This is a genomic window from Luteimonas wenzhouensis, from assembly GCF_007859305.1.
In the GTDB taxonomy this organism is placed as follows: Bacteria; Pseudomonadota; Gammaproteobacteria; order Xanthomonadales; family Xanthomonadaceae; genus Luteimonas; species Luteimonas wenzhouensis.
In genome coordinates, this window is the sequence record NZ_VOHE01000005.1 from 1 (window position 1) to 24,323 (window position 24,323).

The window sequence follows — 24,323 nt, forward strand, 5'->3', positions numbered from 1 at the left end:
TGCGCTGGCTGCGCGACGCGGCGATCGGCCCGGCCTTCATCGCGCCGGGTAGCCCCTGGCAGAACGGGTTCGTCGAGAGCTTCAACGGCAAGCTTCGGGACGAGCTTCTGAACCGGGAATGGTTCCGCAGCCGCGCCGAAGCGAAGGTGCTGATCGAACGCTGGCGGCAGTTCTACAACGAGCAGCGGCCGCTCAGCGCCCATGGCTACAAACCCCCGGCGACCGTTCGCCGGAACTGGTCGGAACCCGATACCATTCGCCCCGGACTCACTGCCTGATTGGCTACAAGTTCCATACTCAGGTCAGGAGGAAGCACCATCTGCATTCCAACGGCAGGGCTAGTCTTACAGCCTGCAACAAGCACGACTATCAGAGCAGCGGCGGCGATTGTTCTGAAGCACTTTGCAGAGCTCTTCAAGTGAGCCTCCATGGCCTGGCGCGCGCCTAACACCAGAATTAAGCCGCGCCGCGAAGCGGTGTCGGCTTGAATGATTTGTTAGGCCGCAGCTTGCGGTATGCCAGCGATGCCAGCAACGCACCCACCGCCCATGCGACAAGGGTCTTGGTACCGAAAGTGAGCTGGCCCGCCAGCCCCATTGCAAGAAGCGCTGCGCCGAGGAACGATACGAGTGCCCAAGCAGCGTCCGCTTGGAACATGCGAAGCGCGACGAGCTGGGCGAGCAGCGCCACAAGTGCGGCTCCAATCCCGAAGACTACGACGGCCTCCCAAAGTACCAATGGTGCCCAAGACGGCATCACGAATGCGTTGGTGTAACCAAGCGCGGCGACGGATACGAAGTAGGTGGCGATACCCGACACCACGCCTGCAGCGATGCTCTTAAGTGGTCCTTGCATGATCCTCTCCCTTTGGCCTAACGCCTGAATTAAGCCGACCCGCGAAGCGGGTTCGGCTTGAATGAATTGTTAGGGGCTATGCGACTGGCAAATCAAGCTTGACGCCAAAGTGCCCCTGATCTGTCCGAGATCGACGCCACCCACCTACTACCATTGCATCACACCTACAAAGGATCCGCTCGTGCCCGAGCCGCTTGAGTTGCTGGCGATACGAGCGAGCATCCTTGCGAGACAAGTAGCCAACCGTTCGGCCATCAATGTCTACGCGGACCGCCAGATTGTCGTGCGGATTCGAATCCTCAAGGTGCAGAACGGCCTCAGTCATGTGCTCAGCACTGTCCTCGGTGCGGCCACCACAGATCGCCTCAAGTGCATCTTGGTACTTGGACTCACCAACAATGTCGAACTCGTATGTGCCGGGACCTGGCAAGTGGCCTTGCACGGATGGTCCGCCACGTTGAACAGATCGCTTGCGCCAGAAGAAGTAGGCGAGCGCTGCTATAGCCAAGAATACGAGAATGCTGGACATAGCCCCTAACACCTGAATTAAGCCGCGCCGCGAAGCGGCGTCGGCTTGAATGAACTGTTAGTTAGACCGCACCTGCCTCGTCCGCGATGACGCGAGAGGCGCATGCCGCAGTACTGAGGTCAACATTGCGAGCCATTTCCGTTGGTTCATATGCGTAGCGCCAGCTGATAAACACGTCCTTGGTGGCTGCGAGAACCGCGGTGATCTCTAGGGTCTGACTATCGCCACTATTTTTGTTTCTTGTTTTAGCAATGCGCTCGTACCGCTGCTCAAGGTTGCGCTGCACGTCAGCTGGCAAGGCCTTGAAGAGTTTAACGTGATCATGCGTACGTAAGGCCTTCCCGTGGTGCTTCAAAAGCAAGGCTTTAAGTGCTACTTCGATACTCAGCGATGTCAGAGCTACCGCACCAACAATGGGTCCGAGCGTAGCTGGATGAACCATGCCGGATTTCGTCTTTCGGGTCCTGCTGAAATCAAAATCATCCAAGAGCTTGTAAGCAGCCCACTCATACGCCTTCGCAAGATTTGTTGCTGCTTCACCTGGTGAGGACATGTCTGTGCGGTCTAACGCCAGAGTTAAGGGGTGCCGCGAAGCGGCATCCCCTTGAACGAATTGTTAGGTGTCAGTCTTACGTAGCGACTGAACCCACTCGTCGACTTTGTATTGCAGGGATAAGAACGTCTCGTCCGAAATGCGCTTGATTTGCCGCGCCAAGAAGCTGAGTGCATCTTTGTGCACCACCCTAACCGTACAGCTAAGTCGATCCGGGATATATGCGGTGAAGTTGAGCGAGGTGCAGTCGACCTCTCGAAGCCGGAGTTCTCCGTCGTCTGCAACCATGCATTCGAATATCGGAGCATCGACGACTATGACCGGAATCACAAATTTGTACCGTTCCGTCTTGCTATGTGATTCCTCGAGTTGGGCCTTTGCTGCCTTCATGACAGATATGCAGGCAGCATAGGCCGGATCATTGTCCTTGCAGAAGGCTTGTCTAAGCCCGTACCCATTCACGTGGAGGGTTTGCAGGGCGCTTCCCAAGCTGTGGCGCGTCGAAAGTGCCTCGGCGGAAAGTGCCTCGCGAGTCTTCTGGGTGGTGAGCCCAAGTGAGGAATACGTGTTGCCGGAAGGGCTTGAACTTACGAGCACGACCCAAGGGTTTGGTGAAGCCTTGCACTCAATCACGGCATAGCCCTGCAGCAAACCCGTGCCGTCGCGCGCATACGCTACGACATCGATTTCTCGCCCCTTGTCCAACTGAGGGTCTGCATAGACTGCGGAGTGTGTCACCTCGAAGTTCTGTTGTTTAAAGGCTGAGGCAGCAGCAATTTCTAGCGGCAGCCCTGTCTTGTGGAGCCACTCAGAGACCTTCGATGGCAAGGACTGTTGCGTCATGACACCTAACACCAGAATTAAGCCGCGCCGCGAAGCGGCGTCGGCTTGAACGAATTGTTAGGCCGCGCTCTCACTGCTTTAAAACCCCCTCGAGAACAGGCTCTAAAGCAAGCACGTGCCAACTGCCAAACACTACGACGACACGATCATGGTCGCGCAGTGCCCTACGAATTTCCGTGAGCAGATGTCGGTCCCGGACCGCATTTGTTGAGCGAGCCAAATCGCTGAGGCGTCCGGTGCGTTTGATTGGACTAAAAAGATCTCGATCCCAAGTGCCCGGCGAGAGCGGTTGGCCCGTGACGTTCTCATAGGCATCTAGAAACCCGCTCCAGGTTTTCCATTCCACTCTTGCAGGAAACCCGTTCCCGACTAAGTACCGCGCGAAGAACTCGGGGTACTCGGCGGCAGCGGAGTCCAGATTCGGAGCTTTCACATTTCCTATCAGACGCTGTGCCGTTAAGAAAACCAATACATCCTGTGGCGAGTACATACCAAGTAAGGCGTTGATCTCGTCCCTTAGAGGAGCGTCAGCGCTACGGGTTGCGGCGCCGTGCTTGCTTGCAAGGTGAACGGCAAATCCAAGGTCTGCCCCGACCTTGATTGCTTGATCTCTAGGCATGCTCTTCAGTTCCGCAGGGGCTTCACTTTCGTGCAGAACAAGCTGTGGCCGGACACGGCTAAAAACCTTCTCAATGCGCGGATACATCGGGGAAGTTGGGTCGAAAGCATGACGCGTGCCGAGCACAACGATGTGCTTGCCCCGGACACTTCGCTCCCAGATGTAAGGGAGTGCGTGCGGTTCGCCAGACGCGTCAATGGGCAGTTCAAGGTAGCTCCTTGTGCCAGTGACTGCTTCTATCTCTGTCGCATGAGAGCCTGTAAAAGCGCATAGCGTGCCTACGACAATGGCGGCGATTCTTGAAGTGGGCGAAGTTCTCTTCATGCTGCCTCGACAGTCAGAAAGCGGCCTAACACTAGAGTTAAGCCGTGCCGCGAAGCGGCATCGGCTTGAACGACTCGTTAGGCGCGCCCTTCATGGGACGTTGCCTACGGAAACCGCGCCCGTCTCTGTTACGGCGACATACCGTTGCATCACACGGCCTGACGTAAAGCCACGGGAGAACACTACATAGATTGTCCGGCCGCCCAAGTCCACATAGCCGCCCTCGTAACTGATCTGTACGCCATTGGCGTTGAAGCCATTGAGGCCGCGGAGCTGATGAGGCTGAAGCGTGAAATTCTTTCCGAAAGCCTCAATCCTGAGAAGGCTAATGCCACCATCGGATTGCGCTCCTGACACCTTGACCGGGCCCGACTGGCCAATGCCTGGCGACTCCAGAGCAAATGCGTTAAGAGGAAGCAGACCCTCTTTCGAGCCAGAGACCTCGCTCGATGCAGCCAGAAGGCCAAACACAAGAAGCAGGGAGAGCGACAATCTAGCCATAAGCGCCTAACACCTGAATTAAGCCGACCCGCGAAGCGGGTTCGGCTTGAATGAATTGTTAGACGGCAGGCTCACGAGCCCTGCTCGTCTGAAGAATGGCTGCCGCGACGAGCGCCTATTGCAGCACCAAGCGCGACACCAATAGCGATGCCAAGCGCGACATTGCCGATTATCAATCCAATAGCAGCGCCAAAGCCAAGGCCAGCGCCGATGCCTTTAGCCAAGCTGCTGCTTGAGTGGGCGGCTCTCCTCTTTAGGAAGTCCATTCCTGTCTCCTGCCGTCTAACGCTGGACTTAAGCCGCGCCGCGAAGCGGCGTCGGCTTGAAGGACTTGTTAGGCTGCTGTCCGCTCATCATGCAGCCGCCTACGTGAGATGACCTGGCCAAGGTATACGCCGAGTGCGACCGCTACCAGTGACGTGACCAGGCCCAAGGCGTTGAACTGAAGGATGCCAAGAACCGAAGCCTGCCCTGTTGGTGCGGCAACCTGATAAAGCAGAAAAACGATCAAAGTCCATAGGGCGCCCCAAACGGCAACGGCCGGGACGATGAATCTAGAACCGGCGTACCAAGCTGCAAGAAGGGCGGATACCAACCAAACAATCGGAACGTCAAATCCGTAAATCGTCCACGGCTCGATGCCCACGGCGGACATGATCTCACTAAGGATGATGTGCGCAGAGAAAAAGATCAGAGCCGCAACCAAGATCCGTTTGTTGATCACCTATGTTCTCTCCATAGCAGCCTAACACCTGAATTAAGCCGCGCCGCGAAGCGGCGTCGGCTTGAATGAATTGTTAGGTGCTAATCGAGATTCACAAATGAAAGATTTCTCTCCACAATGTTGCCGTTTGCATACATGGATATCAATCTCACGGATCCTGCCTTGACAGGGGTAACAGTGTGTTGCGTTGGTCCAAAGCTGAAGGTAATGCCGTTGTCAGACTCCACATATGAGTTGTCACCGGCCATGTCTGAACCTTCAAGCAATTGCCGAGAAATCTCTTCGCCTGTAGCAGGTGAAATTACCAATGCAATCTTCTTTCCAGGGAAAACTCTCATGTATAGCCTGTAAGGCTCAGTAGATGCATTGGGAGAATTGAGCGCGAATGGCTCTGATTGATACAGGCCGACTCGTACTTCAATTTCCGAACTGCAGCTCTGGCAGAAGTTTCGCTCGGTTTTGCTCACCGACCAAATCTTCTCGCGGTTGTCATAACGAAAGCAGACATCGCTACCAGGAAAGTCGTTGAAGCTGAAGTTGATGGTCTGAGTGATCAAACCGTCAACCATGAATGTTGCACTGTGTTGTTTCGCTGACTTGAGAACAGCAGCGGAGGCGAACGTACCTGGACGCAGAGCATCCAATTCGTATCCATTGTTGAACGACACGCCATGCATCTCCCCCACCTTGCTAGGCATGCCGCCGCTTATGCAGGCCAAAGCCTCATCTCCCATGATCGGTCTCGACCCGTATGCCGAAAACGCGAGGAAACTCATAATTAACAGTGCGAATGTTCTCATGGCACCTAACACCTGAGTTAAGCCGTGCCGCGAAGCGGCATCGGCTTGAACGAATTGTTAGGCATCAGGCCCGATACTCCGACACGCGCCACCGAATACACCGAATTCGCCTAAATCTACCGTAAGAGCTTTGCTGAGGGAGGAAAAATTGCCGCCAAGTTTGTTTGACGGGCCCCAAAGCTGAAGTTGATCTCCGACCTCTGTGATGTGTCCGAAGTAGCTGACTGTTTGACTGGGGAGCTCGACCCAAGCAGAACCGCTTGAGTCGCTCCATAGCCCAACCCAAGGGCGATAGGTCTCTAGCTTGAGGAAGATGGTTGAGGGTTGCTCGGCGCCACTGGACGAGAGAGTGCCAGAGCACTCATAGCGTGACTCCACCGCTGAGAAGTTTGCGACGAGCAGGAAGAGAGCGATGGCAACGACTAAGAGCCCCCCTAAAACTTTCAGAACCTTCATACGCTTCCCCTGATGCCTAACACCGGAGTTAAGCCGCCGCGCGTAGCGCGGTCGGCTTGAACGAATTGTTAGACATCATTTACCAACTGACTTGATGATCTCGCCTTTCACAAAGCGAATAAATTCTTCCAAGTGATCTGCGCGTGAGGCCAAGTGATCTTCTTTTTGTCCCAGATAAGCTTGCTTAGCTTCAAGTAAGACGGGCTGATACTGGGCAGGTAGGCGTTTTATTGCCCAGTCGGCAGCGACATCCTTCGGCGCGATTTTGCCGGTTATTGCGCTGTACCAAATGCGGGACAACGTAAGCACTACATTTCGCTCATCGCCGGCCCAGTCGGGCTGCGAGTTCCATAGCTTCAAGGTTTCCCTCAGCGCCTCGAATAGATCCTGTTCAGGAACCGGGTCAAAGAATTCCTCCGCTGCCGGACCTACCAAGGCAACGCTATGTTCTCTTGCTTTTGTAAGCAGGATAGCTAGATCAATGTCGATCATGGCTGGCTCGAAGATACCCGCAAGAATGTCATTGCGCTGCCATTCTCCAAATTGCAGCTCGCGCTTAGCCGGATAACGCCACGGGATGATGTCGTCATGCACGACAAGGGTGACTTCTATAGCGCGGAGCGTCTCGCTCTCGCCAGGGAAAGCCGAAGCCTCCATAAGGTCATTGAGCAATGCTCGCCGCGTCGTTTCATCAAGCTTTACGGCCACAGTAACCAACAAATCAATATCGCTGTATGGCTTCAGGCCGCCATCCACTGCGGAGCCGTACAAATGCACGGCCAGCAACGTTGATTCCAGATGGCGCTCAATGACGCTTAGCACCTCTGATAGTTGGTTCGAAATTTCGATGGTCACCGCTACCCTCATGATGTCTAACACCAAGTAGACCCCGCACCCGGGGAATATGGCCGAGTATTCAGCCGCCCCCTGCCCCAGTCAAATCGGAATTCCTACCCTGGATCAGGCATTTGCCCGATCCTCCGGCCCGGTGTCCCGGGCCACGCTGGACCCGGATATCGCCATGGACGGGGCGGTATCGATTCTCCGGCCGGAAACGGGTGATAAGCATGGATGCGAGTGAGCGGCAGGCTCCGCGCCTGTTCGACGAGGTTCGCCGCAGGATGCGGTTGCATCACTACAGCCTGCGGACCGAGCGGGCCTACCTGGGGTGGATTCGCCGGTTCATCCTGGCCAACGGCAGGCGCCATCCGCGCACGATGGGCGCGGTGGAGGTCGAGCGCTTCCTGACCACGCTCGCGGTCGAGGGCGGGGTCGCCGCGAGCACCCAGAACCAGGCCCTGTCGGCGCTGCTGTTCCTGTACCGGGAAGTGCTGGGGATCCGCCTGCCGTGGATGGACGAGGTCGTCCGCGCCAAGCGGCCGGCGCGGGTGCCGACGGTGCTCTCGCGCCGGGAAGTGGCGGCGCTGATGGCGGGGATGGACGGGCGCGCCGGCGTGGTGGCGCGCCTGCTGTACGGCACCGGGATGCGGCTGATGGAGGGGCTGCGGCTGCGGGTCAAGGACGTGGACTTCATCCGCAACGAGATCGTGGTGCGCGACGGCAAGGGCGGCCGCGACCGGCGCACCGTGCTGCCGGCGACGCTGGCCGGGCCGCTGCAGGCCGAGCTCGAACGCGCCAGGGTGTTGCACCGCGGCGACCTGGAGGACGGCTTCGGCGCGGTCTGGCTGCCGCATGCGCTGGCGCGCAAGTATCCGTCCGCCGCGCGCGAGTTCGGCTGGCAGTACGTGTTCCCCGCCCTGCGCCGCTCGAGGGATCCGCGCGACGGCGTCGTGCGCCGCCACCACCTGGACGACGCGGTGGTCTCGCGCGCGATCCGCAGGGCGCGGCGCGCGGCCGGCATCGACAAGCCGGTCTCGGCGCACACGCTGCGCCACTCCTTCGCCACCCACCTGCTCGAGGACGGCTACGACATCCGCACCATCCAGGAGCTGCTCGGGCACAAGGACGTCGCCACCACGCAGGTCTACACCCACGTGCTCAACCGGGGCGGCCGCGGCGTGGTCAGCCCGCTCGACCCCGGGCGGGCGCCGGCAGCGGCAGGCCGCGGTAGCCCTTGATGGTGCGCAGCACGAAGCTTGAATTGACGTCGGCCACGCCGGCCTGGGCGAGCAGGCGGTCGAGCAGGAAGCGCGAGAAGTGCTCGAGGTCCCCGACCACGATATGCAGCAGGTAGTCCATCTCGCCGGTCAGGGCGTGGCAGGCCACCACCTCGGGGCAGTCGTTGACGTGGGCGGCGAAGGTGGCCAGCGCCTCGGCGTCGTGGCGGGCCAGGTGGACGCGCACGAAGGCCTGCAGGCCCAGGCCCAGGCGCTCGCCGTCGAGTTCGGCGCGGTAGCCGGCGATCACGCCCTCGCGTTCGAGCCGCTGCACGCGGCGCAGGCAGGCCGAGGGCGACAGGTGCACCCGCTCGGCCAGCTCGGCGTTGGTCTGGCGGCCAGCGCGCTGGAGTTCGGCCAGCAGCTGGATGTCGATGCGGTCGAGTTCGATCGCGGTCATTTCGCGCGTCCTCCCGGCGTTGTCCGCACGAATGGTGCGCGCTCGCGCCCATGCGATGCAACGTTCGCAATCCTGTTGCGGCCGCGGCGCGATATCCTGCCGGTTGTATCCCATGCCCGCCGGCCAAGAGGAGACCGCCATGTCCACCGCACCGCGCCGCGTCGAGAACCTGCACACCGACAAGGGCAAGGTCCCGGTGTACGCCACCGGCATCGTGGAACAGCCCTGGGACGATTACAGCGCCGCCGACCATGCCACCTGGGCCACGCTGTACGCGCGCCAGCGCGGGGTGCTGGCCGGGCGCGCCAGCGCGCAGTTCCTGCAGGCCCAGGACGCGATGGGCATGAATCCGCGCGCGATCCCGCGCTTTCGCGACCTCAACGCGGTGCTGGGCCGGGCCACCGGCTGGGAGCTGGTGGGCGTGGAAGGCCTGCTGCCCGAGCTCGACTTCTTCGACCACCTGGCCAACCGGCGCTTCCCGGTCACCTGGTGGATCCGGCGCCCCGACCAGATCGACTACATCGAGGAGCCGGACCTGTTCCACGACCTGTTCGGCCACGTGCCGCTGCTGATGAACCCGGTGTTCGCCGACTACATGCAGGCCTACGGGCGCGGCGGGGTGAAGGCGCACGGCATCGGCCCGGAGGCGCTGCAGAACCTGACCCGGCTGTACTGGTACACGGTGGAGTTCGGCCTGATCCGCGAGGCCGGCGCGCTGCGGATCTACGGCGCCGGCATCGTCTCGTCGTCGGGCGAGTCGGTGTACGCGATGGAAAGCGCCGCGCCCAACCGGATCGGCTTCGACCTGGAGCGGATCATGCGCACCCGCTACCGGATCGACAGCTACCAGAAGACCTACTTCGTAATCGACAGCTTCGCGCAGCTGATGGACGCGACCCGGCCGGATTTCACCCCGATCTATGCCCGCCTGGCCGGGCAGCCTGCGATCCCCGCGGGCGAGGTGCTGGACACCGACCGCGTCCTGCACCGCGGCACCGGCGAGGGTTGGCCCGACGACGCCGACACCTGACGCCGCCCTCCCGACAGCACCTGTAGGAGCGGCTTCAGCCGCGACCCAAGGAAATCCCGGACCGACGGCAATCCCCATGTCCGCAGCCCCGTCCCCGGGCCGCCGCAGTTCGCGGCGGCGCGGGCGCGTTGCCGCGAATGCGCGGTAAGCGGAGACATCGGTCGCGGCTGAAGCCGCTCCTACAGGGATGGGATGGAGACGAAGGCGGGGGCTGGTGGGGAACGTTCCGGCCGCAACGAACGCGGCCGGCGTGGAGATCGCTGCTAGAATCAGGCGGTTTTTCGCCGCGGCCCGCGGCGCCCCTCCCCTCCTCCTGCGACGACTGCCGCCGTGTCCTTCTTTGCGAACGTTGAACTGGTCCCGGGCGATCCGATCCTGGGCCTGACCGAGGCCTACAACGCCGACCCCCGCGCCACCAAGGTGAACCTGGGCGTGGGCATCTACTACGACGAGGACGGGCGCATCCCGGTGCTGCGCGCGGTGCAGCAGGTCGAGCGCCAGCTGGCCGAGCAGAGCAAGCCGCGCGGCTACCTGCCGATCGACGGCCTGCCCGACTACACCCGCGCCACCCGCGACCTGCTGTTCGGCGCGCAGTCGCCGCTGGTGGTCGAAGGCCGCGCGGTCACCACCCAGACCATCGGCGGCAGCGGCGCCTTGCGCGTGGGCGCCGAGCTGCTGAAGAAGACGCTGCCGTTCGCGCGCATCGCGATCAGCTCGCCGAGCTGGGAGAACCACCGCGCGGTGTTCACCGCGGTCGGCTTCGAGGTGGTGGAGTACGCCTACTTCGACGCCGCCACCCGCGGCGTGGACTTCGACGGCATGCTCGCCGACCTGCGCAGGCTCGAGCCGGGCACCGTGGTGCTGCTGCACGCCTGCTGCCACAACCCCACCGGCGCCGACCTGACCCCGGCGCAGTGGGACCAGGTGGTGGCGCTGCTGCACGAGCGCGGCCTGTTCCCGTTCATCGACATGGCCTACCAGGGCTTCGACCGCGGGATCGAGGAGGACGCGCATGCGATCCGCTTGCTGGCCGCCTCGCCGATCCGCAACTTCGTGGTCGCCAGTTCGTACTCCAAGTCGTTCTCGCTCTATGGCGAGCGCGTGGGCGCGCTGACCGTGGTCGCCGACAGCGCCGACGAGGCGCGCCGGGTGCAGTCGCAGATCAAGCGCCTGGTGCGCGCCAACTACTCCAGCCCCTCCACCCACGGCGCGGCGCTGGTGGCCGGCGTGCTCAACGATCCGGCGCTGCGCGCGCAGTGGGAAGAGGAGCTCGGGCAGATGCGCACGCGCATCCACGCCCTGCGCGCGGGCCTGGTCGAGCGCCTGGCCGCGCACGGGGCGCCGCAGTACGACTTCATCCAGCGCCAGGCGGGGATGTTCTCGTACTCGGGCCTGTCGCGCGCGCAGGTCGACCGGCTGCGCGACGAGTACGGGATCTACGCCGTCGGCACCGGCCGGATCTGCGTGGCGGCGCTGAGCGCGCGCAACCTCGACTACGTGGCCAGCGCGGTGGCGGCGGTCAGCTGACCGCCCCGGGGAAGAGACGGTTGCGGTGGAAATCTTTCCCCATCCGCGACCATGACGATCGTCCCGCGCCGGCGCTCCGGGCACCGCATAGATTGCGGTGCATGCCCCCGATCCCCGCCCCCGCGCCGATGAGGGTGCGCCGCCCGGTCCTGCCCCTTCGCCTGCGCGCCTGCGCGCTCGCCGTGGCGCTGGCCCTGCCCGCGCTCGCAGCGGCCGAGGACGCGGCCGATGCGGTGACGCTCGACCGCCTCCAGGTCACCACCGCGCGGCTGCGCGACGTGCCCGCGTTCGAGGTGCCGGCCTCGGTCACCACGATCGCGCTCGACGGCGACGCCGCGGGCCAGGGCGTGGCGCTGGCCGAGGCCCTGGCCGGCGTGCCGGGCCTGGCTGCGCGCGAGCGGCAGAACTTCGCCCAGGACACCCAGCTGTCGATCCGCGGCTTCGGCGCGCGCTCGACCTTCGGCGTGCGCGGCCTGCGCCTGTATGCCGACGGCATCCCGGCGACCATGCCCGACGGCCAGGGCCAGGTCTCGCACGTCGTGATGGCCGGCGCCGAACGCATCGAGGTGATGCGCGGGCCGTTCTCGGCGCTGCACGGCAACTCCTCCGGCGGCGTCGTGCAGGTCACGAGCGCCGAAGGCCGGGCGCCCACGCGCGGCCACCTGCAGGCCAGCATCGGGCGCGACGATGCGCGCGCGCTGGCCGCCAGCCTGCGCGGCGCCGGGGACGTGCTGGGCTACGCACTGGCCGCGAGCCGTTTCCAGACCGACGGCTGGCGCGACCACAGCGCGGCCGAACGCAGCTGGCTCAACCTCAAGCTGCACGCCGGCCTGCCCGGCGACGGCCGCCTGGTGCTGGTGGGCAACCATTTCGATGCGCCCGATGCGCTCGATCCGCTCGGCCTGGACTGGGACCAGCTGCAGGCCGATCCGCGCCAGGCCACCGGCGTCGCCCACCAGTTCAACACCCGCAAGTCGGCGCGCCAGGACCAGCTCGGCCTGCGCTGGGAGCAGCCGCTGGGCGGCGGCCACGCGCTCGAGGCGATGGCCTATGCCGGGCAGCGCGACATCGAGCAGTTCCTCGCCATCCCCGCCGGCGCGCAGGCCAATCCGCTGCACTCGGGCGGCGTGATCGACCTGGACAACGACTACGGCGGCCTCGACCTGCGCTGGCGCTGGGGCGGGTCGCTGGCCGGGCGCACGGTCGAACTCACCGCCGGCGCCAATGCCGACCGCCAGCGCCAGCACCGGCGCGGCTACGAGAACTTCGTCGGCGAGGTGCTGGGTGTGCGCGGCGCACTGCGGCGCGACGAGCGCAACCGCGTCGACAACCGCGATCTCTACGCCCAGGCGTGGTGGCAGCTGGCCGACCGCTGGTCGCTGCTGGCCGGCGCGCGCCGCAGCCAGGTGCGTTTCGATTCGCGCGACGGCTATGTCACCGCCACCAATCCCGACGACAGCGGGCGCGTGGACTACGCGCGCACCACGCCGGTGCTCGGCCTGTCGTTCGCGCCCACCGGGCACTTGCGCCTGTATGCCTCGGCCGGACGCGGATTCGAGACGCCCACCTTCAACGAACTGGGCTACCGCGCCGACGGCGGCGCGGGCCTGGCCTTCGACCTGGCGCCGGCCACCAGCCGCAACCTCGAGCTCGGCGCGAAGTGGCGCAGCGGTGCAGGCGCGCAGGTCGAGGCGGCGCTGTTCCGCGTCGACACCCGCGACGAACTGGCGGTGGCGCGCAACGTGGGCGGCCGCAGCAGCTACCGCAACGTGGGGCGCAGCCGGCGCGAGGGCGCCGAACTCTCGGCCGCGCTGCCGCTGGCCACGGACTGGTCGCTGGAACTGGCGTGGACCTGGCTCGACGCGCGCTTCCGCGATGCGTTCCCGGTCTGCACCGGCGCCGGCTGCACCGATCCCTCGGTGCGGGTGCCGGCCGGCAGCCCGATCCCCGGCACGACCCGCCAGCAGGGACATGCCCGCCTGCGGTGGCAGCCGCGCGCGTGGAGCTTCGCGCTGGAGGCCTCGGGCAGCGCCTCGACCGCGGTCAGCGACACCGGCGCGCGCGAGGCGCCCGGCCACGTGCTGGCCCACCTCGAAGCGGCGCGCACTTGGACCACCGCGCACGGGCGGCTGCGCGGCTTCGCGCGCGTGGACAACCTGTTCGACCGCGACTGGGTCGGCTCGGTGATCGTCAACGAGGGCAACGGGCGCTATTACGAACCCGGTCCCGGGCGCGGGCTGCTGCTCGGGCTGCGCTGGGACTGGAGCGCCGGCGCCGACTGAACCGCGGGCGGCGCGCTGGCGCGCTCGACCAGGGCCTGGGCCAGCCAGCGCGCGGCCACGCGCAGCTCTGGCACGGCGGTGATCTCCCAGTAGCGGCCGCGCAGCAGCGGACCGAGGCAGTACAGCCCCGGCACCACCCTGCCGCGCGCGTCCACCACTTCCAGCGCATCGGTGGTGTCGAGGCCGAGCTCGTGCGCGTCCGGGCGCACCATGCCCGATTCGCGCAGCTGGGCGAGCAGCGGGTGCGTGGTGCGGGCCACGTCGGTGTTCAGGCCGGTCGCGCGCAGCAGCACGTCGTAGCGCTCGTGGCGCACGTCGCTGGCGCCGCGCGGCCGCAGCAGCACCGACACGCAGTCGTCGGTGCGGCCGCAGCGCATCGACCAGCGCGCGCCAGTCGACGAGGTTGGACAGCGCGCGGATCCGGCGCACCAGTTCGCGCAGGTCGTGCCCGGCCAGCACCTGCAGGATCGCCGGCGGCAGCGACACCGGGGCCAGCGGCTGCTCCGGATGCTCGGCCGGCAGCAGTCCGTGCCGCGACAGCACGTCGATGCGCGCGCGGTGGCCGCGCTGGTGCAGGGTCAGCACCACGTCGGCCATGGTCAGGCCGGTGCCGACCACCAGCACCCGCGCATCGGGATCGATGCGCTCGATCGCGTGCTCCTGCCAGGGCCAGCCGATGTAGGACGGATGCACCGCCAGGCGCGGCCCCACGCCGGCCAGCGGCGGCGGCGGCAGCGCGCCGACCGCCAGCACCACAGTGTCGCCGAGGATCGCCGCGCCGTCGTCCATGCGCACCGCGAAGCCGCGGTCCACGCGCTCGATCGCCACGGCCTCGCGCCGCACCGCGTGCACGCGCGCGCCGGGCGCCTGCAGCAGTTCGTGCAGGCGGTCGCGCAGGTAGTCGCCGTAGAGCTGGCGCGGCAGGAAGGCGTTGCGGCCGCGGTCGCCGAGGTTGAACCAGTTGGCGAAGTCCTCCGGGTCGTCGGCGTCGAGCCCGAGTTCGCGCGCACGCACGTTGAGCACGTGCTCGGGGCGCGCCTCGCCGTAGGCGACGCCGCCGCCGAAGCCGCGGTCCACGCCGACCAGGTGGATGCGCGCGTCGTCCGGCGCGATGCGCTGCAGCGACGCGGCCAGCGCGACGCCCGAGAACCCGCCTCCCACGATGGTGATCCGCATGGCCTGCTCCTGTCGCCAACGGGCCACTGTTTACGCAGCCGGGCGCGGCGATGCGTGAAGCGCGCGTTATCCGCGCAGGCGGGTTGGTTGGGTGCACATTCCGGATCGGCATGACGCGGCGCCGGAGCGGGTTCGCGCGCGCTCGACAGCGGGCGCGGCGGCAGGGAGCGGCGGCGTGGATGGCCGGTGGGTCGGGTCGCGGCTGAAGCCGCTCCTACAGAAGCCGCTCTTACAGTAGTGGCGCAGGGTTGCTGGCGGTCAGCTCGCGACGCGCGGCTGGTTGAGCACCAGCCAGTACAGGCCGATCTGCTTGACCACGTCGACGAAGCGCTCGAAGTCGACCGGCTTGCGGATGTAGCTGTTCACGCCCAGGGCGTAGGTGGCCTCGACGTCGAAGGGTTCGTCGCTGGTGGTGAGCACCACCACCGGCAGCGAGCGCGTGCGCTCGTCGCCGCGGATGGCCTGCAGCACCTCGCGGCCGTCGAGCTTGGGCAGGTTCAGGTCGAGCAGCACGATCGCCGGCAGCTGGCGCACGTCGCGCCCTGCGTACTGGCCCTTGGCGAACAGGTAGTCCAGCGCTTCGGCGCCATCGCGCACCACCACCAGCTGGCGATCGATGCCGGCCTGCGCGAACGCGATCCGGGTCAGTTCCGCATCGTCCGGATTGTCCTCGATCAGCAGGATGTCGTTCTGGTTCATTGCCCTGGTTCCGCGCCAGCGCCGGGGGACGCCGCCGGCAGTTCGATGAAGAAGGTACTGCCCTGCCCGGGCCGCGACTCGGCCCGGATGCTCCCGCCATGGCACTCGGCCACCCGCCTCGCGATCGCGAGACCGAGTCCGTGGCCGCCGCCCTGGTTGCTGCCGTGCAGGCGCTGGAACGGCAGGAACAGCTTGTCAGCATAGCGCATGTCGAAACCGCATCCGTGGTCGGTGACCGCCAGCTGCAGGCGCCCGTCGCTGACCGCGCCCTCGACCGTGATCCGCACCTCGTCGCGGTCGGCCGAGAACTTCCATGCATTGTCGAACACTTCCCGCAGCAGCACCTTGATCCAGTGCTCGTCGCCGCGCGCCCACAGGCCCGGGGCCACCTCGATCCGGGCTGCGCGGCCGCGGTCGCGGTCCTGCAGTTCGGCCGCCACCCACTCGCACAGCAGGCTCACGTCCACCGGCTCCTGGCGCATGGGCTGGCGCGAAGCGCGCAGGAACTCCAGCAGCGCCTGCACCAGCTGGTCGGCGCGCGCGGCGGCGGCGCGGATGCGCTCCAGGTCGGGCCGGCCGTCCGCCGCCACCTGGCCGGTCTCGTCGAGCCGGGCGGCGAATCCGGCGATGCTGCGCAGCGGCGCGCGCAGTTCGTGCGACAGGCCGTGCGCCAGGTACTCCTGCAGGGTGGCGCTGTCCTGCTCGCGCAGGTGGTGCGCGCGCTCGGCGGTGAGATCGTCGCAGCGCAGCAGCAGCGCGCCGCCATCGCCGGGCAACGGCGACAGTACGATCCGGCGGGCCGGGCCGGCGGCGGCGTCCGCGCCGGACTCGAGCACCAGCCGCGGCGCGCACGCCTGCGCCGGGGCGGCGAGCAGGGCGTCGATGGCATCGGCGACCGCGGGCTCGAACACCTGCCGGTGCGCTCGCTGGCCCTGCAAGGCCGCCGCCGGCTGCCCGGCCAGGGCGGCCAGCGCGGCATTCACCAGCAGCCACTCGCCCTGGGGCGAGAGCACGGCCAGCCCGGCATCGGCGGATTCGAAGGCCAGGCGGTACAGCGACGTCGGCTTGGTGTCCACGACTCCCCGCATGGCGCACGCTGCGCGCGCCCAATGCGGCAAGTCTACGAGACCCGGGGGTGGATGCGCGGTGCAGGGCCGGGGCGCGCAGGCCGCCCCGAAGGCACGGTTCAGAACAGCTGGCCCTGCGCCCCGGGCGCGGGCGGGACGCCGAAGGCGGACGTGTCCAGCGGCGGCAGTCCGGGGAACCCGAGCCGCCTGCGCGTGCGCGCGAAACGCTGCGCCAGCAGCTGCGCGAACGGCCCCTGCCCCTGCATGCGCCGCCCGAAGCCGCCGTCGTAGTCGCGCCCGCCGCGCATCTGCCGCACCAGGCTCATCACGTGCGCGGCGCGGTCGGGAAAGTGCAGTTGCAACCATTCCTTCCAGATTTCGCCCAGTTCGTGCGGCAGCCGCAGCAGCGCGTAGCCGGCGGCGCGGGCGCCGGCCTCGTGGGCGGCTTCGAGGATCGATTCGAGCTCGTGGTCGGTGATCGCCGGCACCACCGGCGCCACCAGCACCCCCACCGGCACGCCGGCGTCGGCAAGCGCGCGGATCGTGCGCAGGCGGGTGTGCGGCGCGCAGGCGCGCGGCTCCATCCGCGCCGACAGGCGGTTGTCGAGCGTGGTCACCGAGACATGCGCATTGACCAGGCCCTGCGCGGCCAGCGGCGCGAGCAGGTCGAGGTCGCGCTGCACCAGCGCGCTCTTGGTCACCAGCCGGAACGGGTGGCGGAACTCGGCCAGCACCTCGATCAGTTCGCGGGTGATCCGGTAGCGGCGCTCGATCGGCTGGTAGGCGTCGGTGTTCACGCCCAGCGCGATCGGCGAGCAGCGGTAGCCCTTGCGCGAGAGTTCGGCGCGCAGGCGTTCGGCGGCATTGGTCTTGGCGAACAGCCGGGTCTCGAAGTCCAGCCCCGGCGACAGGTTCACCCACGCGTGCGACGGGCGCGCGTAGCAGTACACGCAGCCGTGCTCGCAGCCGCGGTAGGGATTGATCGACTGGTCGAAGCCGAGGTCGGGCGACTGGTTGCGGCTGATGATGCCGCGCGCGGCCTCTTCGTGGACGCGGGTGTCCGGGTGCGGGGCCGGGGCGGTGTCGTCGCCGGGGTCGCGCGCGTCCCAGCCGTCGTCGCAGGCCTCGATGGTGGTGGCCTCGTAGCGGCCGGGCACGTACGAGGCCGCGCCGCGCCCCTTGATCGGGGCGGTCGCCGGGGCCCTGGCTTTCGTCGCCATCGACATCCCGCTAGCCTAGCGCCGGGGCGTCGCAGCCGACGCGACGACGGGCCTGCCGTGCCGATTCTCGATCTCCTGCGACAGGGCTGGGACGCGCTCGCGGCGGTGCGGCACCTGCGGCTCTACCTCGCGTTGGGCTGGGCGGTGTACCTGCTGCTGCTCGGCGGCTGGATCGTGCTGCAGAAACGCGAGCCGGTGGCCACGCTGAGCTGGCTGCTGGGCCTGGCCCTGCTGCCCTACGTCGGCTTCCTGGTCTACCACGTGTTCGGCCCGCAGCGGATCCGCCGCCAGCGCCTGCGCCGGGCGAAGGTGCGCGGCGAACTGCCGACCCAGGACCTGGTGGACAACGAGGAGGTGGCCGAACTGGCGCGCATGGCGCACGAAGTCACCGGTCTGCCGATGACCACCGCCACCGACGTGCGCCTGCTGGTGGACGGCGCGGCCAAGTACGACGCGCTGCTGGCCGACATCGCTTCGGCGCGCGCGCACATCCACCTCGAGTACTACATCTGGCACCCCGACCGCACCGGCACCGCGCTGCGCGATGCGCTGGTGGAGCGCGCGAAGGCCGGGGTCAAGGTGCGGCTGCTGGTCGACGCCTTCGGCGGCGGCAAGTGCGCCAGGCTGTTCCGTCCGCTGGTGGAGGCCGGCGGCGAGCTGGCCTGGTTCCATCCCACCCGCTTCGGCCGCGTCTGGCAGCGGCCGTGGGCCAACCTGCGCAATCACCGCAAGCTGGTGGTGATCGACGGGCGCATCGGCTACACCGGCGGGATGAACATCACCGACGACCAGAACGAGCGGGTCTATCCGGCGGCCTACCGCGACCTGCACCTGCGCCTGGAAGGCAACGTGGTACGCGCGCTGCAGCTGGTGTTCGTCGAGGACTGGGCCTACGCCACGGGCGAACGCGACTTCATCGGCGAGGTCGCGCGGCAGACCCCGCGCCAGCCGACCGGCCCGGTCTGCGCCCAGGTGGTGCCGTCCGGCCCCGATTCGCCGTGGGAGGCGATCCACCGCATGCACGTCGGCGCGATCCATGCCGCGCGCGAGCGGGTATGGCTGGTCACGCCGTACTTCGTGCCCGGCGAGGCGGCGATGATGGCGCTGACCTCGGCCGCGCTCGCCGGCCTGGACGTGCGCCTGCTGGTGCCACGGATGAGCGACTCGCGCCTGGTCACGCTGGCGGCGCGCTCCTACTTCGGTCCGCTGCTGGTGGCCGGGGTGAAGATCTACGAATACGGCCCGCGGATGCTGCACACCAAGGCGCTGCTGGTCGACGACAGCACCGTGCTGGTGGGCAGCGCCAATTTCGACCACCGCAGTTTCCGGCTCAATTTCGAGGTGTCGGTGCTGTTCGAGGACGCGGCGATGGGCGCGGCGCTGGCCCAGCTGATCGAGGGCGAGCTGGCCAGCGCCCCGCGCGTGCGCCAGGGCCGCCGCCGCAGCCTGCTCGGCGCGCGCCTGCCCGAGGCCCTGGCGCGGCTGCTGTCGCCGTTGCTCTAGCCGCGGCCCGGACCCTCGCCCGCCGCTGCCGCCGGCCACGTCCCGACGCAGGCGCCGGCCGCGACGGTACCGCTCCGGCGCGGGCGCGGCCACGGGTCGCCGAAGCGGGGCCGCCGCCACGGCACGGGCGGTCGCTCCGCGGCGCCGGACGGCGTGCGCGCGCGGCGACAGGCGGTAGACTTGCGCCATCCCCGCAACGGAGCCTGCGCATGCCCTGGTTGTTCCTGTTGCTCGCGGTCGCGGCGCTCGCGATCGCCTTCATGGCCTCGTCCATGGCGGTGGTGGTGGTTTGCCTGCTGGCGGCGATGGTCCTGCTGGTGCTGTGGGTGCTGGGCCTGCTGTCGCAACGCATCGACACGCGCAGCCGCGACGATGCGCAGATGCTCGACCCGCGCGAACTGCAGCGCATGCGGGAACTGGCCGAGGCCCGCCGTGCCGGCGCCGAGCAGCCGCAGGCGGCCGCGCCCGGCGACCCGCCACGCGCGTCGTGAGCATGGCGATGCCTGGATCCCGGCGCCCGTGAGCACGCGACTGAGCGTCAACCTCAACAAGATCGCGGTGCTGCGCAACTCGCGCGGCGGCGCGGAGCCGTGCGTGGTGCGCGCGGCGCGCACCTGCCTGGACGCCGGCGCCCACGGCATCACCGTGCACCCCCGGCCCGACGCCCGCCACATCCGCCACGACGACGTGCTCGCCCTGGCGGAGGTGTGCAGGGAGTACGGCGTCGAGTTCAACATCGAAGGCAACCCGTTCGCGCCGCCGCGCGAGGGGTACGCCGGCTTCGTCGCGCTGTGCGAGGCGGTGCGGCCGGCGCAGGCCACCCTGGTGCCCGACGACGACGCGCAGATCACCTCCGACCACGGCTTCGATTTCGCCCGCGATGCCGATGCGCTGGCGCCGCTGGTCGCGCGCCTGAAGGATGCCGGGTGCCGGGTCAGCCTGTTCGCCGACGCCGGCAGCGAGGTCGCGCACGCGGCGCGGATCGGCGCCGACCGGGTGGAACTCTACACCGGCCCCTATGCCGAAGCGTTCGCCGCCGGCCGCGCCGGCGACGTGCTGCCCGCCTTCGCCGCGACCGCGACGGCGGCGCAGGCCGCCGGACTCGCCGTCAATGCCGGCCACGACCTGAGCCAGGCCAACCTCGGCGCCTTCCTCGACGCGGTGCCGGGGGTGGAAGAGGTCTCGATCGGGCACGCGCTGATCGGCGAGGCCCTGTACGAAGGCCTGGCCACCACGATCGCCCGCTACCTGGCGATCCTCTCCCCGCGCTAAAAAAAACGCCGCCCGAAGGCGGCGTTGGAAACGTGTGGCGGTAAGCGGCCGGCGCGCTGCAGGCGGCGCCGGACGGTCGAGCTTTACTTCTTGACGAACCCGATCTTCTGCATGTGGGCGTTCTTGGCCGCCGCCAGCACCTTGGCCAGCACGCCGTACTCGGCATCCTCGCTCATGTCGATCTCGAGCGTGGGCTGGTTGCTGATGTCGCGCTGGACCTCGGCCTCCATCATCTGGCGCAGGGCCGACAACGGGGTCGGGCTGTCGTTCCAGTAGATGGTGCCGCCGGCGTCGATCCGCAGGCGGATCGGCTCCGGCGGATCCACCGGGTTCTCCGGCGGGTTGAGCGAACGCTGCGGAAGGTCGATGTCGATCGGATAGGACACCTGCGGCGCCGTGACCATGAAGATGATCAGGAGCACCAGCATGATGTCGCACAGGGGAATGATGTTGATGTCGGCCATCGGCGCGCCATCGCCACCACCTGATGAAAAAGCCATCGTGCGTTCTCCCGATCAGTTCTTTTCGCGGGCCGAGACGAAGCCCACCTTGCGCATGCCCTTCTGCTGCGCAAGGGTGACTACCTCGTTGACGATCCGGTAGGGCGTGGTCGCGTCCCCACGCACGTTGACGGCGGGTTGCGGCGTCTTCTGCGCTTCCACCGCCAGCGTGCTGTCGAGCAGGTCCATCGTCACCGGCTGGTCGTTGAGGTAGAGGTTGCCGTTGGACGTGATCGCGACCGTCAGGGGCGGCACCGGCGGTGCCGTGTCCGGACGCTCATCGAGGTTGGCCTGGGGCAGGTCGACCTTGACCTTGTGCGCCATCAGTGGCGCGGTGACCATGAAGATGATCAGCAGCACCAGCATCACGTCGACCAGCGGCACGATGTTGATCGTGGCATTGACGTTGTTGTGGCCGCCGTCACCGCCTGAACTGAAGGCCATGTCGGATCTCCGTCAGTCTTGGGTCGGGATCAGCGCGACTCGCCGACGCGGGAGCCGGTGGCGAAGAAGTCGTGCAGGTCGTGCGCGAAGGTGTCGAGCTTGTTGTTCGTGCTGCGGTTCAGGCGCACGAAGAAGTTGTAGCCCAGCACCGCCGGGATGGCCACGGCCAGACCAATCGCGGTCATGATCAGCGCCTCGCCCACCGGGCCGGCGACCGCGCCGATGTCGGCCTGGCCGGTGGCACCGATGCGGATCAGCGCGTTGTAGATGCCCCACACCGTGCCGAGCAGGCCGACGAACGGAGCGGTCGCACCGACGGTGGCGAGCACGGTCAGGCCGGCTTCCAGGCCCAGCGACTCGCGGGTCACCGCCTGGCGCAGGGCGCGGTCGACGAACTCGGAGCGGCTGAGCGACTCGGCCAGGCGCGAACCGTCGTGGCGCTGGTGGTGGGCGGCGGCCTGCGCGGCGTCGAGCGCGATCTTGGAGAACGGCTCGCTGCGCGGCTGCTCTTCCATGAAGCGGATCGCGTCCTGCGCGTTCGGGGTCTCCCAGAACGTCGCGATCACCCGGTCGGAGTTCTTCTTCAGCCGGATGTTCTTGATGAAGTTGTAGATGATCCAGTAGATCGACAGGACCGACATCAGGATGAGCACGATGAACACGATCCAGTTGACCACGGTCATGTGTTCAATCAGGTTCGCGAAGCCCATCTGGGTCAGTGCCTGGGCGTTGCCGGCTCCGGCAGCTGGGGCGGTGGTTTCCTGCAGCATGACGCTTACCTTCTAGATGTTGTTGAGTGTAGGAGTTGGAACGGTGTAGCGGGTTGGAGAAACCTGCGGGGACCGGTGGCCGTCAGCCACCGAGCCTGAAGTCGACCGGCACGCGGACGCGACCCGGGGCGGGCTGGCCGTTGACGATCGAAGGGTTGAAGCGCCACCTGCGGGCCGCCTGCATCGCGGCGCGGTCGAGGTCGCGGTTGCGGCTGGACTTCTCGACCGACACGTTGGTGACGTTGCCGCTCGCATCGACGTCGATGACCAGGATCACCGTGCCCTCGATGCCGGCACGCGCCGCGGCGGGCGGGTATTGCGGCGGGTTCATGTTCTTGGACGAGATGTCGACGCTGGCGCCGATGTCCGGCTGCGGCGCGGGCGGGGTCGGCGGGGCCGGCGGCGGCGCGGGCGTGTCCATCGGCGAGGGCTCGTCGAACACGACCGGCGGCTCTTCCGGCGGCGGCGGCAGCGGCGTGGGCTGCGGCGGCACCAGCTCCTTGATCGGCTGGGGCTTGGGCGGCTCCGGCGGCGGCGGCGGCGGCGGCGGCGGCGGCGGCGGTGGCTCGATGATCACCACGCGGGTGGTGTCGTCGTCCTGCTGCTCGGCTTGGGGTGGCGTGGCGGGCGCCAGCAGCAGCAGCAGTGCCGCTGCGTGGATGGCCACCACGAGGGTGAATCCGGCGATTCGCGCCCAGTCCAGACCTTCGTCTTCGTCTTTCTTGTCGGTCGTCGGCAAGCGGTCGGTCATGCGTTGAACTCAAGTCTGGCTGGGCGCTCGGCGCCCCGTGGTCGTGTCGTAAACCGCCGCCGGTTTTCGGCGACGGGAATCCCCAAGCTTATACCAATCCGCTGGCGCGATACCAACAGGTTTCCCGTGCAATTGGTCAGTTGCTGCGCGAGAGGATGCGGCGTGCTTCCTCGGGCGAACGGATGCCCTTGTCGAGGGCGCGCTGGGCCGCTTCCTTGGCCTCCGCCAGGCGGCCCTCGTTGGACAGCAGCCTGGCGAGATTGAGGTAGGTCTCCCCGGTCGGCGCCAGCGGCGCGGCCTTCTGGTAGGCCGCGATCGACTCGGCCACGTTCTGCGGCTCGCCGAAGTAGTGCGCCTGGGCCAGGGCGATGTAGGTCTGGTAGTCGGGCGGCAGGATGTTCTTCTCCAGCCCCTCATTGATGATGCCTATCGCCCTGGCATGGCCGTCGTCCAGGCTCAGGTAGGAGGCGATGAGGTTGCGGTACTCGCGCTCCTCGGTCAGCTCGCCCCGGGCGCGCAGGGCCTCGTAGACCCCGGCCGCCTTCTCGTACTGGTCGGTCTGCAGGTAGACCGCGGCCAGGTTGAGCTGCGAGCGCTTGTCGTCGGGGGTGGCGGCGGCGATGCGCTCGGCCAGGCGGGTGGCCTCCTCGCCGCGGTCGCTCTCGGCGTAGGCCGCCATCAGCAGCTGCTGCCACTGGGTCTTGGCCTCGGGCGATTCGGCCAGCGGCTGGAGGGTGGCGATCGCCTCGTCGTAGCGCTCCAGGCGCAGCAGCACGTTGCCGCGCAAAGCGGCGATGTCCGGATCGGTGGTGCTGGTCTCGGCGACCAGCCGGTCGATCGTGGCCAGGGCCTGGTCGTAGCGTTCGTCCTGCGCGTGCAGCTGGGCGATGATGTACATCACCTCATAGTGCTCGCGGTTCTTCAGCCCGTCGAACTCCAGCGCGCGCTCGAAGTACTCCAGCGCCTTGGCTTCGTCCTCGCCCAGCATCAGCGCGCCGGCGATGCGCGCGGCCACCGAGCGCTCGTACGCGTTGGACTTCTCGTCGGCGATGATCTCGTCGGCCAGTGCCTGGGTCCGGGCCACGTCCTGCGCCTCGTAGGCGTCCGAGAGCTTGCCCAGGCGGGTGCTCGACGCGCGCGAGGAGGCCCTGCCTTCGGGCTCCTTGCGGGTGGCGCCGGCGAACTTGTCGACCTGCTGCGCTTCGTCCGCCTTCGCCGCGCGCTCGGCCCGCCGCTGCTCGGCGCGGCTCGTGCCCTGGGCCAGCGCGGCAGTGGTCGCCAGCATCAGGCCGGTTGCCATCATCGCGGTCAGCAGGCGGGTCGGGAGCGTCTTGTGGGGCATGGGTCTGGCCTCGTGGCAC

Annotated in this window: 27 protein-coding genes and 1 pseudogene; 8 read left to right on the top strand and 20 right to left on the bottom strand. The window is 67.1% G+C overall.

Annotated elements, in window-relative coordinates; genetic code table 11:
- The coding region (locus tag FQY79_RS10210) for an integrase core domain-containing protein (RefSeq protein ID WP_146312827.1) at positions 1-278 on the top strand (278 nt) is incomplete at its 5' end.
- 178 nt (positions 279-456) lie between these two features.
- On the opposite strand, the gene FQY79_RS10220 is transcribed toward FQY79_RS10210, so the two are convergent.
- The 10 genes from FQY79_RS10220 to FQY79_RS10265 all read right to left on the bottom strand — a co-directional run bounded on the left by FQY79_RS10220 (position 457) and on the right by FQY79_RS10265 (position 7,071).
- Positions 457-855, bottom strand: coding sequence for a hypothetical protein (locus FQY79_RS10220; protein ID WP_146312829.1), 399 nt, complete (start codon positions 853-855; stop codon positions 457-459).
- Between the two features lie 76 nt (positions 856-931).
- Entirely contained in the window at positions 932-1,384 is a 453-nt protein-coding gene (locus FQY79_RS10225) for a hypothetical protein (protein ID WP_146312830.1), read from the bottom strand.
- 61 nt (positions 1,385-1,445) lie between these two features.
- Positions 1,446-1,937: a HEPN domain-containing protein gene (locus tag FQY79_RS10230; protein ID WP_146312831.1), complete on the bottom strand. Its 492-nt coding sequence runs from the start codon at positions 1,935-1,937 to the stop codon at positions 1,446-1,448.
- A 63-nt stretch (positions 1,938-2,000) separates the two neighbouring features.
- Positions 2,001-2,780: a hypothetical protein gene (locus tag FQY79_RS10235; RefSeq protein ID WP_146312832.1), complete on the bottom strand. Its 780-nt coding sequence runs from the start codon at positions 2,778-2,780 to the stop codon at positions 2,001-2,003.
- Positions 2,781-2,850: 70 nt separating this feature from the next.
- Entirely contained in the window at positions 2,851-3,723 is an 873-nt protein-coding gene (locus FQY79_RS10240) for a hypothetical protein (RefSeq protein ID WP_146312833.1), read from the bottom strand.
- 90 nt (positions 3,724-3,813) lie between these two features.
- A complete protein-coding gene (locus FQY79_RS10245; protein WP_146312834.1) occupies positions 3,814-4,215 on the bottom strand; it encodes a hypothetical protein in 402 nt (133 codons plus the stop codon).
- 80 nt (positions 4,216-4,295) lie between these two features.
- Positions 4,296-4,490, bottom strand: coding sequence for a glycine zipper domain-containing protein (locus FQY79_RS15910; protein ID WP_146312835.1), 195 nt, complete (start codon positions 4,488-4,490; stop codon positions 4,296-4,298).
- Between the two features lie 68 nt (positions 4,491-4,558).
- Positions 4,559-4,948, bottom strand: a complete 390-nt coding sequence (locus tag FQY79_RS10255; protein WP_146312836.1) for a hypothetical protein — start codon at positions 4,946-4,948, stop codon at positions 4,559-4,561.
- An 80-nt stretch (positions 4,949-5,028) separates the two neighbouring features.
- Positions 5,029-5,682 carry a hypothetical protein gene (locus tag FQY79_RS10260; protein WP_146312837.1) on the bottom strand — a complete coding sequence of 218 codons (654 nt, stop codon included), beginning with the start codon at positions 5,680-5,682 and terminating at the stop codon, positions 5,029-5,031.
- Positions 5,683-6,279: 597 nt separating this feature from the next.
- The gene (locus FQY79_RS10265) at positions 6,280-7,071 is read right to left on the bottom strand and encodes an ANT(3'')-Ia family aminoglycoside nucleotidyltransferase AadA2 (protein ID WP_001261740.1); all 792 of its coding nucleotides are present in this window, start codon (positions 7,069-7,071) and stop codon (positions 6,280-6,282) included.
- Between the two features lie 200 nt (positions 7,072-7,271).
- Here FQY79_RS10265 and FQY79_RS10270 point away from each other — a divergent pair, with 200 nt between their 5' ends.
- A complete protein-coding gene (locus FQY79_RS10270) occupies positions 7,272-8,282 on the top strand; it encodes an integron integrase (RefSeq protein ID WP_146312838.1) in 1,011 nt (336 codons plus the stop codon).
- Here the strand turns inward: FQY79_RS10270 and FQY79_RS10275 are convergent.
- Positions 8,227-8,721 (bottom strand): Lrp/AsnC family transcriptional regulator, encoded by a 495-nt coding sequence (locus FQY79_RS10275; protein ID WP_146312839.1) that lies wholly within the window; start codon positions 8,719-8,721, stop codon positions 8,227-8,229. The two genes, FQY79_RS10270 and FQY79_RS10275, sit on opposite strands and share 56 nt — an antisense overlap.
- A 139-nt stretch (positions 8,722-8,860) precedes the next feature.
- Here FQY79_RS10275 and phhA point away from each other — a divergent pair, with 139 nt between their 5' ends.
- From phhA to FQY79_RS10290, 3 genes are all read left to right on the top strand, one after another.
- On the top strand, positions 8,861-9,751 hold the full coding sequence (gene phhA / locus FQY79_RS10280; protein ID WP_146312840.1) for a phenylalanine 4-monooxygenase: 891 nt from the start codon (positions 8,861-8,863) through the stop codon (positions 9,749-9,751).
- A 330-nt stretch (positions 9,752-10,081) separates the two neighbouring features.
- Entirely contained in the window at positions 10,082-11,278 is a 1,197-nt protein-coding gene (locus tag FQY79_RS10285) for an amino acid aminotransferase (protein WP_146312841.1), read from the top strand.
- A gap of 101 nt (positions 11,279-11,379) precedes the next feature.
- Complete coding sequence (locus FQY79_RS10290; RefSeq protein ID WP_246123089.1) at positions 11,380-13,560, top strand: TonB-dependent receptor family protein; 2,181 nt, start codon at positions 11,380-11,382, stop codon at positions 13,558-13,560.
- On the opposite strand, the pseudogene FQY79_RS10295 reads toward FQY79_RS10290, so the two are convergent.
- From FQY79_RS10295 to FQY79_RS10310, 4 genes and pseudogenes are all read right to left on the bottom strand, one after another.
- A pseudogene (locus FQY79_RS10295) lies at positions 13,491-14,736 on the bottom strand (FAD/NAD(P)-binding protein). The gene FQY79_RS10290 and the pseudogene FQY79_RS10295 overlap by 70 nt on opposite strands.
- A gap of 258 nt (positions 14,737-14,994) precedes the next feature.
- Positions 14,995-15,435, bottom strand: coding sequence for a response regulator (locus FQY79_RS10300; RefSeq protein WP_146312842.1), 441 nt, complete (start codon positions 15,433-15,435; stop codon positions 14,995-14,997).
- On the bottom strand, positions 15,432-16,511 hold the full coding sequence (locus FQY79_RS10305) for a sensor histidine kinase (RefSeq protein ID WP_186759940.1): 1,080 nt from the start codon (positions 16,509-16,511) through the stop codon (positions 15,432-15,434). Before FQY79_RS10305 ends, FQY79_RS10300 begins: the two co-directional genes overlap by 4 nt.
- Positions 16,512-16,621: 110 nt before the next feature.
- A complete protein-coding gene (locus tag FQY79_RS10310; RefSeq protein WP_186759942.1) occupies positions 16,622-17,728 on the bottom strand; it encodes a PA0069 family radical SAM protein in 1,107 nt (368 codons plus the stop codon).
- A 57-nt stretch (positions 17,729-17,785) separates the two neighbouring features.
- On the opposite strand from FQY79_RS10310, the gene cls reads away from it, so the two are divergent.
- From cls to FQY79_RS10325, 3 genes are all read left to right on the top strand, one after another.
- The gene (gene cls, locus FQY79_RS10315; RefSeq protein ID WP_146312994.1) at positions 17,786-19,225 is read left to right on the top strand and encodes a cardiolipin synthase; all 1,440 of its coding nucleotides are present in this window, start codon (positions 17,786-17,788) and stop codon (positions 19,223-19,225) included.
- A 209-nt stretch (positions 19,226-19,434) separates the two neighbouring features.
- Positions 19,435-19,716, top strand: coding sequence for a hypothetical protein (locus tag FQY79_RS10320; protein WP_146312845.1), 282 nt, complete (start codon positions 19,435-19,437; stop codon positions 19,714-19,716).
- A 28-nt stretch (positions 19,717-19,744) separates the two neighbouring features.
- Complete coding sequence (locus tag FQY79_RS10325) at positions 19,745-20,497, top strand: pyridoxine 5'-phosphate synthase (RefSeq protein ID WP_186759944.1); 753 nt, start codon at positions 19,745-19,747, stop codon at positions 20,495-20,497.
- Positions 20,498-20,580: 83 nt separating this feature from the next.
- Here the strand turns inward: FQY79_RS10325 and FQY79_RS10330 are convergent, their stop codons facing one another.
- The 5 genes from FQY79_RS10330 to FQY79_RS10350 all read right to left on the bottom strand — a co-directional run bounded on the left by FQY79_RS10330 (position 20,581) and on the right by FQY79_RS10350 (position 24,304).
- Positions 20,581-20,997: an ExbD/TolR family protein gene (locus FQY79_RS10330; protein WP_146312847.1), complete on the bottom strand. Its 417-nt coding sequence runs from the start codon at positions 20,995-20,997 to the stop codon at positions 20,581-20,583.
- Positions 20,998-21,012: 15 nt separating this feature from the next.
- Positions 21,013-21,441 carry an ExbD/TolR family protein gene (locus FQY79_RS10335; RefSeq protein ID WP_146312848.1) on the bottom strand — a complete coding sequence of 143 codons (429 nt, stop codon included), beginning with the start codon at positions 21,439-21,441 and terminating at the stop codon, positions 21,013-21,015.
- Between the two features lie 29 nt (positions 21,442-21,470).
- Positions 21,471-22,211, bottom strand: a complete 741-nt coding sequence (locus tag FQY79_RS10340) for a MotA/TolQ/ExbB proton channel family protein (protein ID WP_146312849.1) — start codon at positions 22,209-22,211, stop codon at positions 21,471-21,473.
- 82 nt (positions 22,212-22,293) lie between these two features.
- Positions 22,294-22,962 (bottom strand): energy transducer TonB, encoded by a 669-nt coding sequence (locus FQY79_RS10345; protein ID WP_146312850.1) that lies wholly within the window; start codon positions 22,960-22,962, stop codon positions 22,294-22,296.
- A gap of 136 nt (positions 22,963-23,098) precedes the next feature.
- Positions 23,099-24,304: a tetratricopeptide repeat protein gene (locus FQY79_RS10350; protein WP_146312851.1), complete on the bottom strand. Its 1,206-nt coding sequence runs from the start codon at positions 24,302-24,304 to the stop codon at positions 23,099-23,101.
- Positions 24,305-24,323 lie beyond the last annotated feature (19 nt).

Excerpts from the sequence above, each read along its gene's own strand:
- FQY79_RS10260 (WP_146312837.1), bottom strand. The coding sequence starts at position 5,682 with ATGGGAGATGAGGCTTTGGCCTGCATAAGCGGCGGCATGCCTAGCAAG.
- FQY79_RS10270 (WP_146312838.1), top strand. The coding sequence starts at position 7,272 with ATGGATGCGAGTGAGCGGCAGGCTCCGCGCCTGTTCGACGAGGTTCGC.
- FQY79_RS10275 (WP_146312839.1), bottom strand. The coding sequence starts at position 8,721 with ATGACCGCGATCGAACTCGACCGCATCGACATCCAGCTGCTGGCCGAA.
- FQY79_RS10225 (WP_146312830.1), bottom strand. The coding sequence starts at position 1,384 with ATGTCCAGCATTCTCGTATTCTTGGCTATAGCAGCGCTCGCCTACTTC.
- FQY79_RS10320 (WP_146312845.1), top strand. The coding sequence starts at position 19,435 with ATGCCCTGGTTGTTCCTGTTGCTCGCGGTCGCGGCGCTCGCGATCGCC.
- FQY79_RS10240 (WP_146312833.1), bottom strand. The coding sequence starts at position 3,723 with ATGAAGAGAACTTCGCCCACTTCAAGAATCGCCGCCATTGTCGTAGGC.
- FQY79_RS10330 (WP_146312847.1), bottom strand. The coding sequence starts at position 20,997 with ATGGCTTTTTCATCAGGTGGTGGCGATGGCGCGCCGATGGCCGACATC.
- FQY79_RS10235 (WP_146312832.1), bottom strand. The coding sequence starts at position 2,780 with ATGACGCAACAGTCCTTGCCATCGAAGGTCTCTGAGTGGCTCCACAAG.
- phhA (WP_146312840.1), top strand. The coding sequence starts at position 8,861 with ATGTCCACCGCACCGCGCCGCGTCGAGAACCTGCACACCGACAAGGGC.
- FQY79_RS10265 (WP_001261740.1), bottom strand. The coding sequence starts at position 7,071 with ATGAGGGTAGCGGTGACCATCGAAATTTCGAACCAACTATCAGAGGTG.
- FQY79_RS10220 (WP_146312829.1), bottom strand. The coding sequence starts at position 855 with ATGCAAGGACCACTTAAGAGCATCGCTGCAGGCGTGGTGTCGGGTATC.
- FQY79_RS10230 (WP_146312831.1), bottom strand. The coding sequence starts at position 1,937 with ATGTCCTCACCAGGTGAAGCAGCAACAAATCTTGCGAAGGCGTATGAG.
- FQY79_RS10350 (WP_146312851.1), bottom strand. The coding sequence starts at position 24,304 with ATGCCCCACAAGACGCTCCCGACCCGCCTGCTGACCGCGATGATGGCA.
- FQY79_RS10310 (WP_186759942.1), bottom strand. The coding sequence starts at position 17,728 with ATGTCGATGGCGACGAAAGCCAGGGCCCCGGCGACCGCCCCGATCAAG.
- FQY79_RS10335 (WP_146312848.1), bottom strand. The coding sequence starts at position 21,441 with ATGGCCTTCAGTTCAGGCGGTGACGGCGGCCACAACAACGTCAATGCC.
- FQY79_RS10300 (WP_146312842.1), bottom strand. The coding sequence starts at position 15,435 with ATGAACCAGAACGACATCCTGCTGATCGAGGACAATCCGGACGATGCG.
- FQY79_RS10340 (WP_146312849.1), bottom strand. The coding sequence starts at position 22,211 with ATGCTGCAGGAAACCACCGCCCCAGCTGCCGGAGCCGGCAACGCCCAG.
- FQY79_RS15910 (WP_146312835.1), bottom strand. The coding sequence starts at position 4,490 with ATGGACTTCCTAAAGAGGAGAGCCGCCCACTCAAGCAGCAGCTTGGCT.
- FQY79_RS10290 (WP_246123089.1), top strand. The coding sequence starts at position 11,380 with ATGCCCCCGATCCCCGCCCCCGCGCCGATGAGGGTGCGCCGCCCGGTC.
- FQY79_RS10345 (WP_146312850.1), bottom strand. The coding sequence starts at position 22,962 with ATGACCGACCGCTTGCCGACGACCGACAAGAAAGACGAAGACGAAGGT.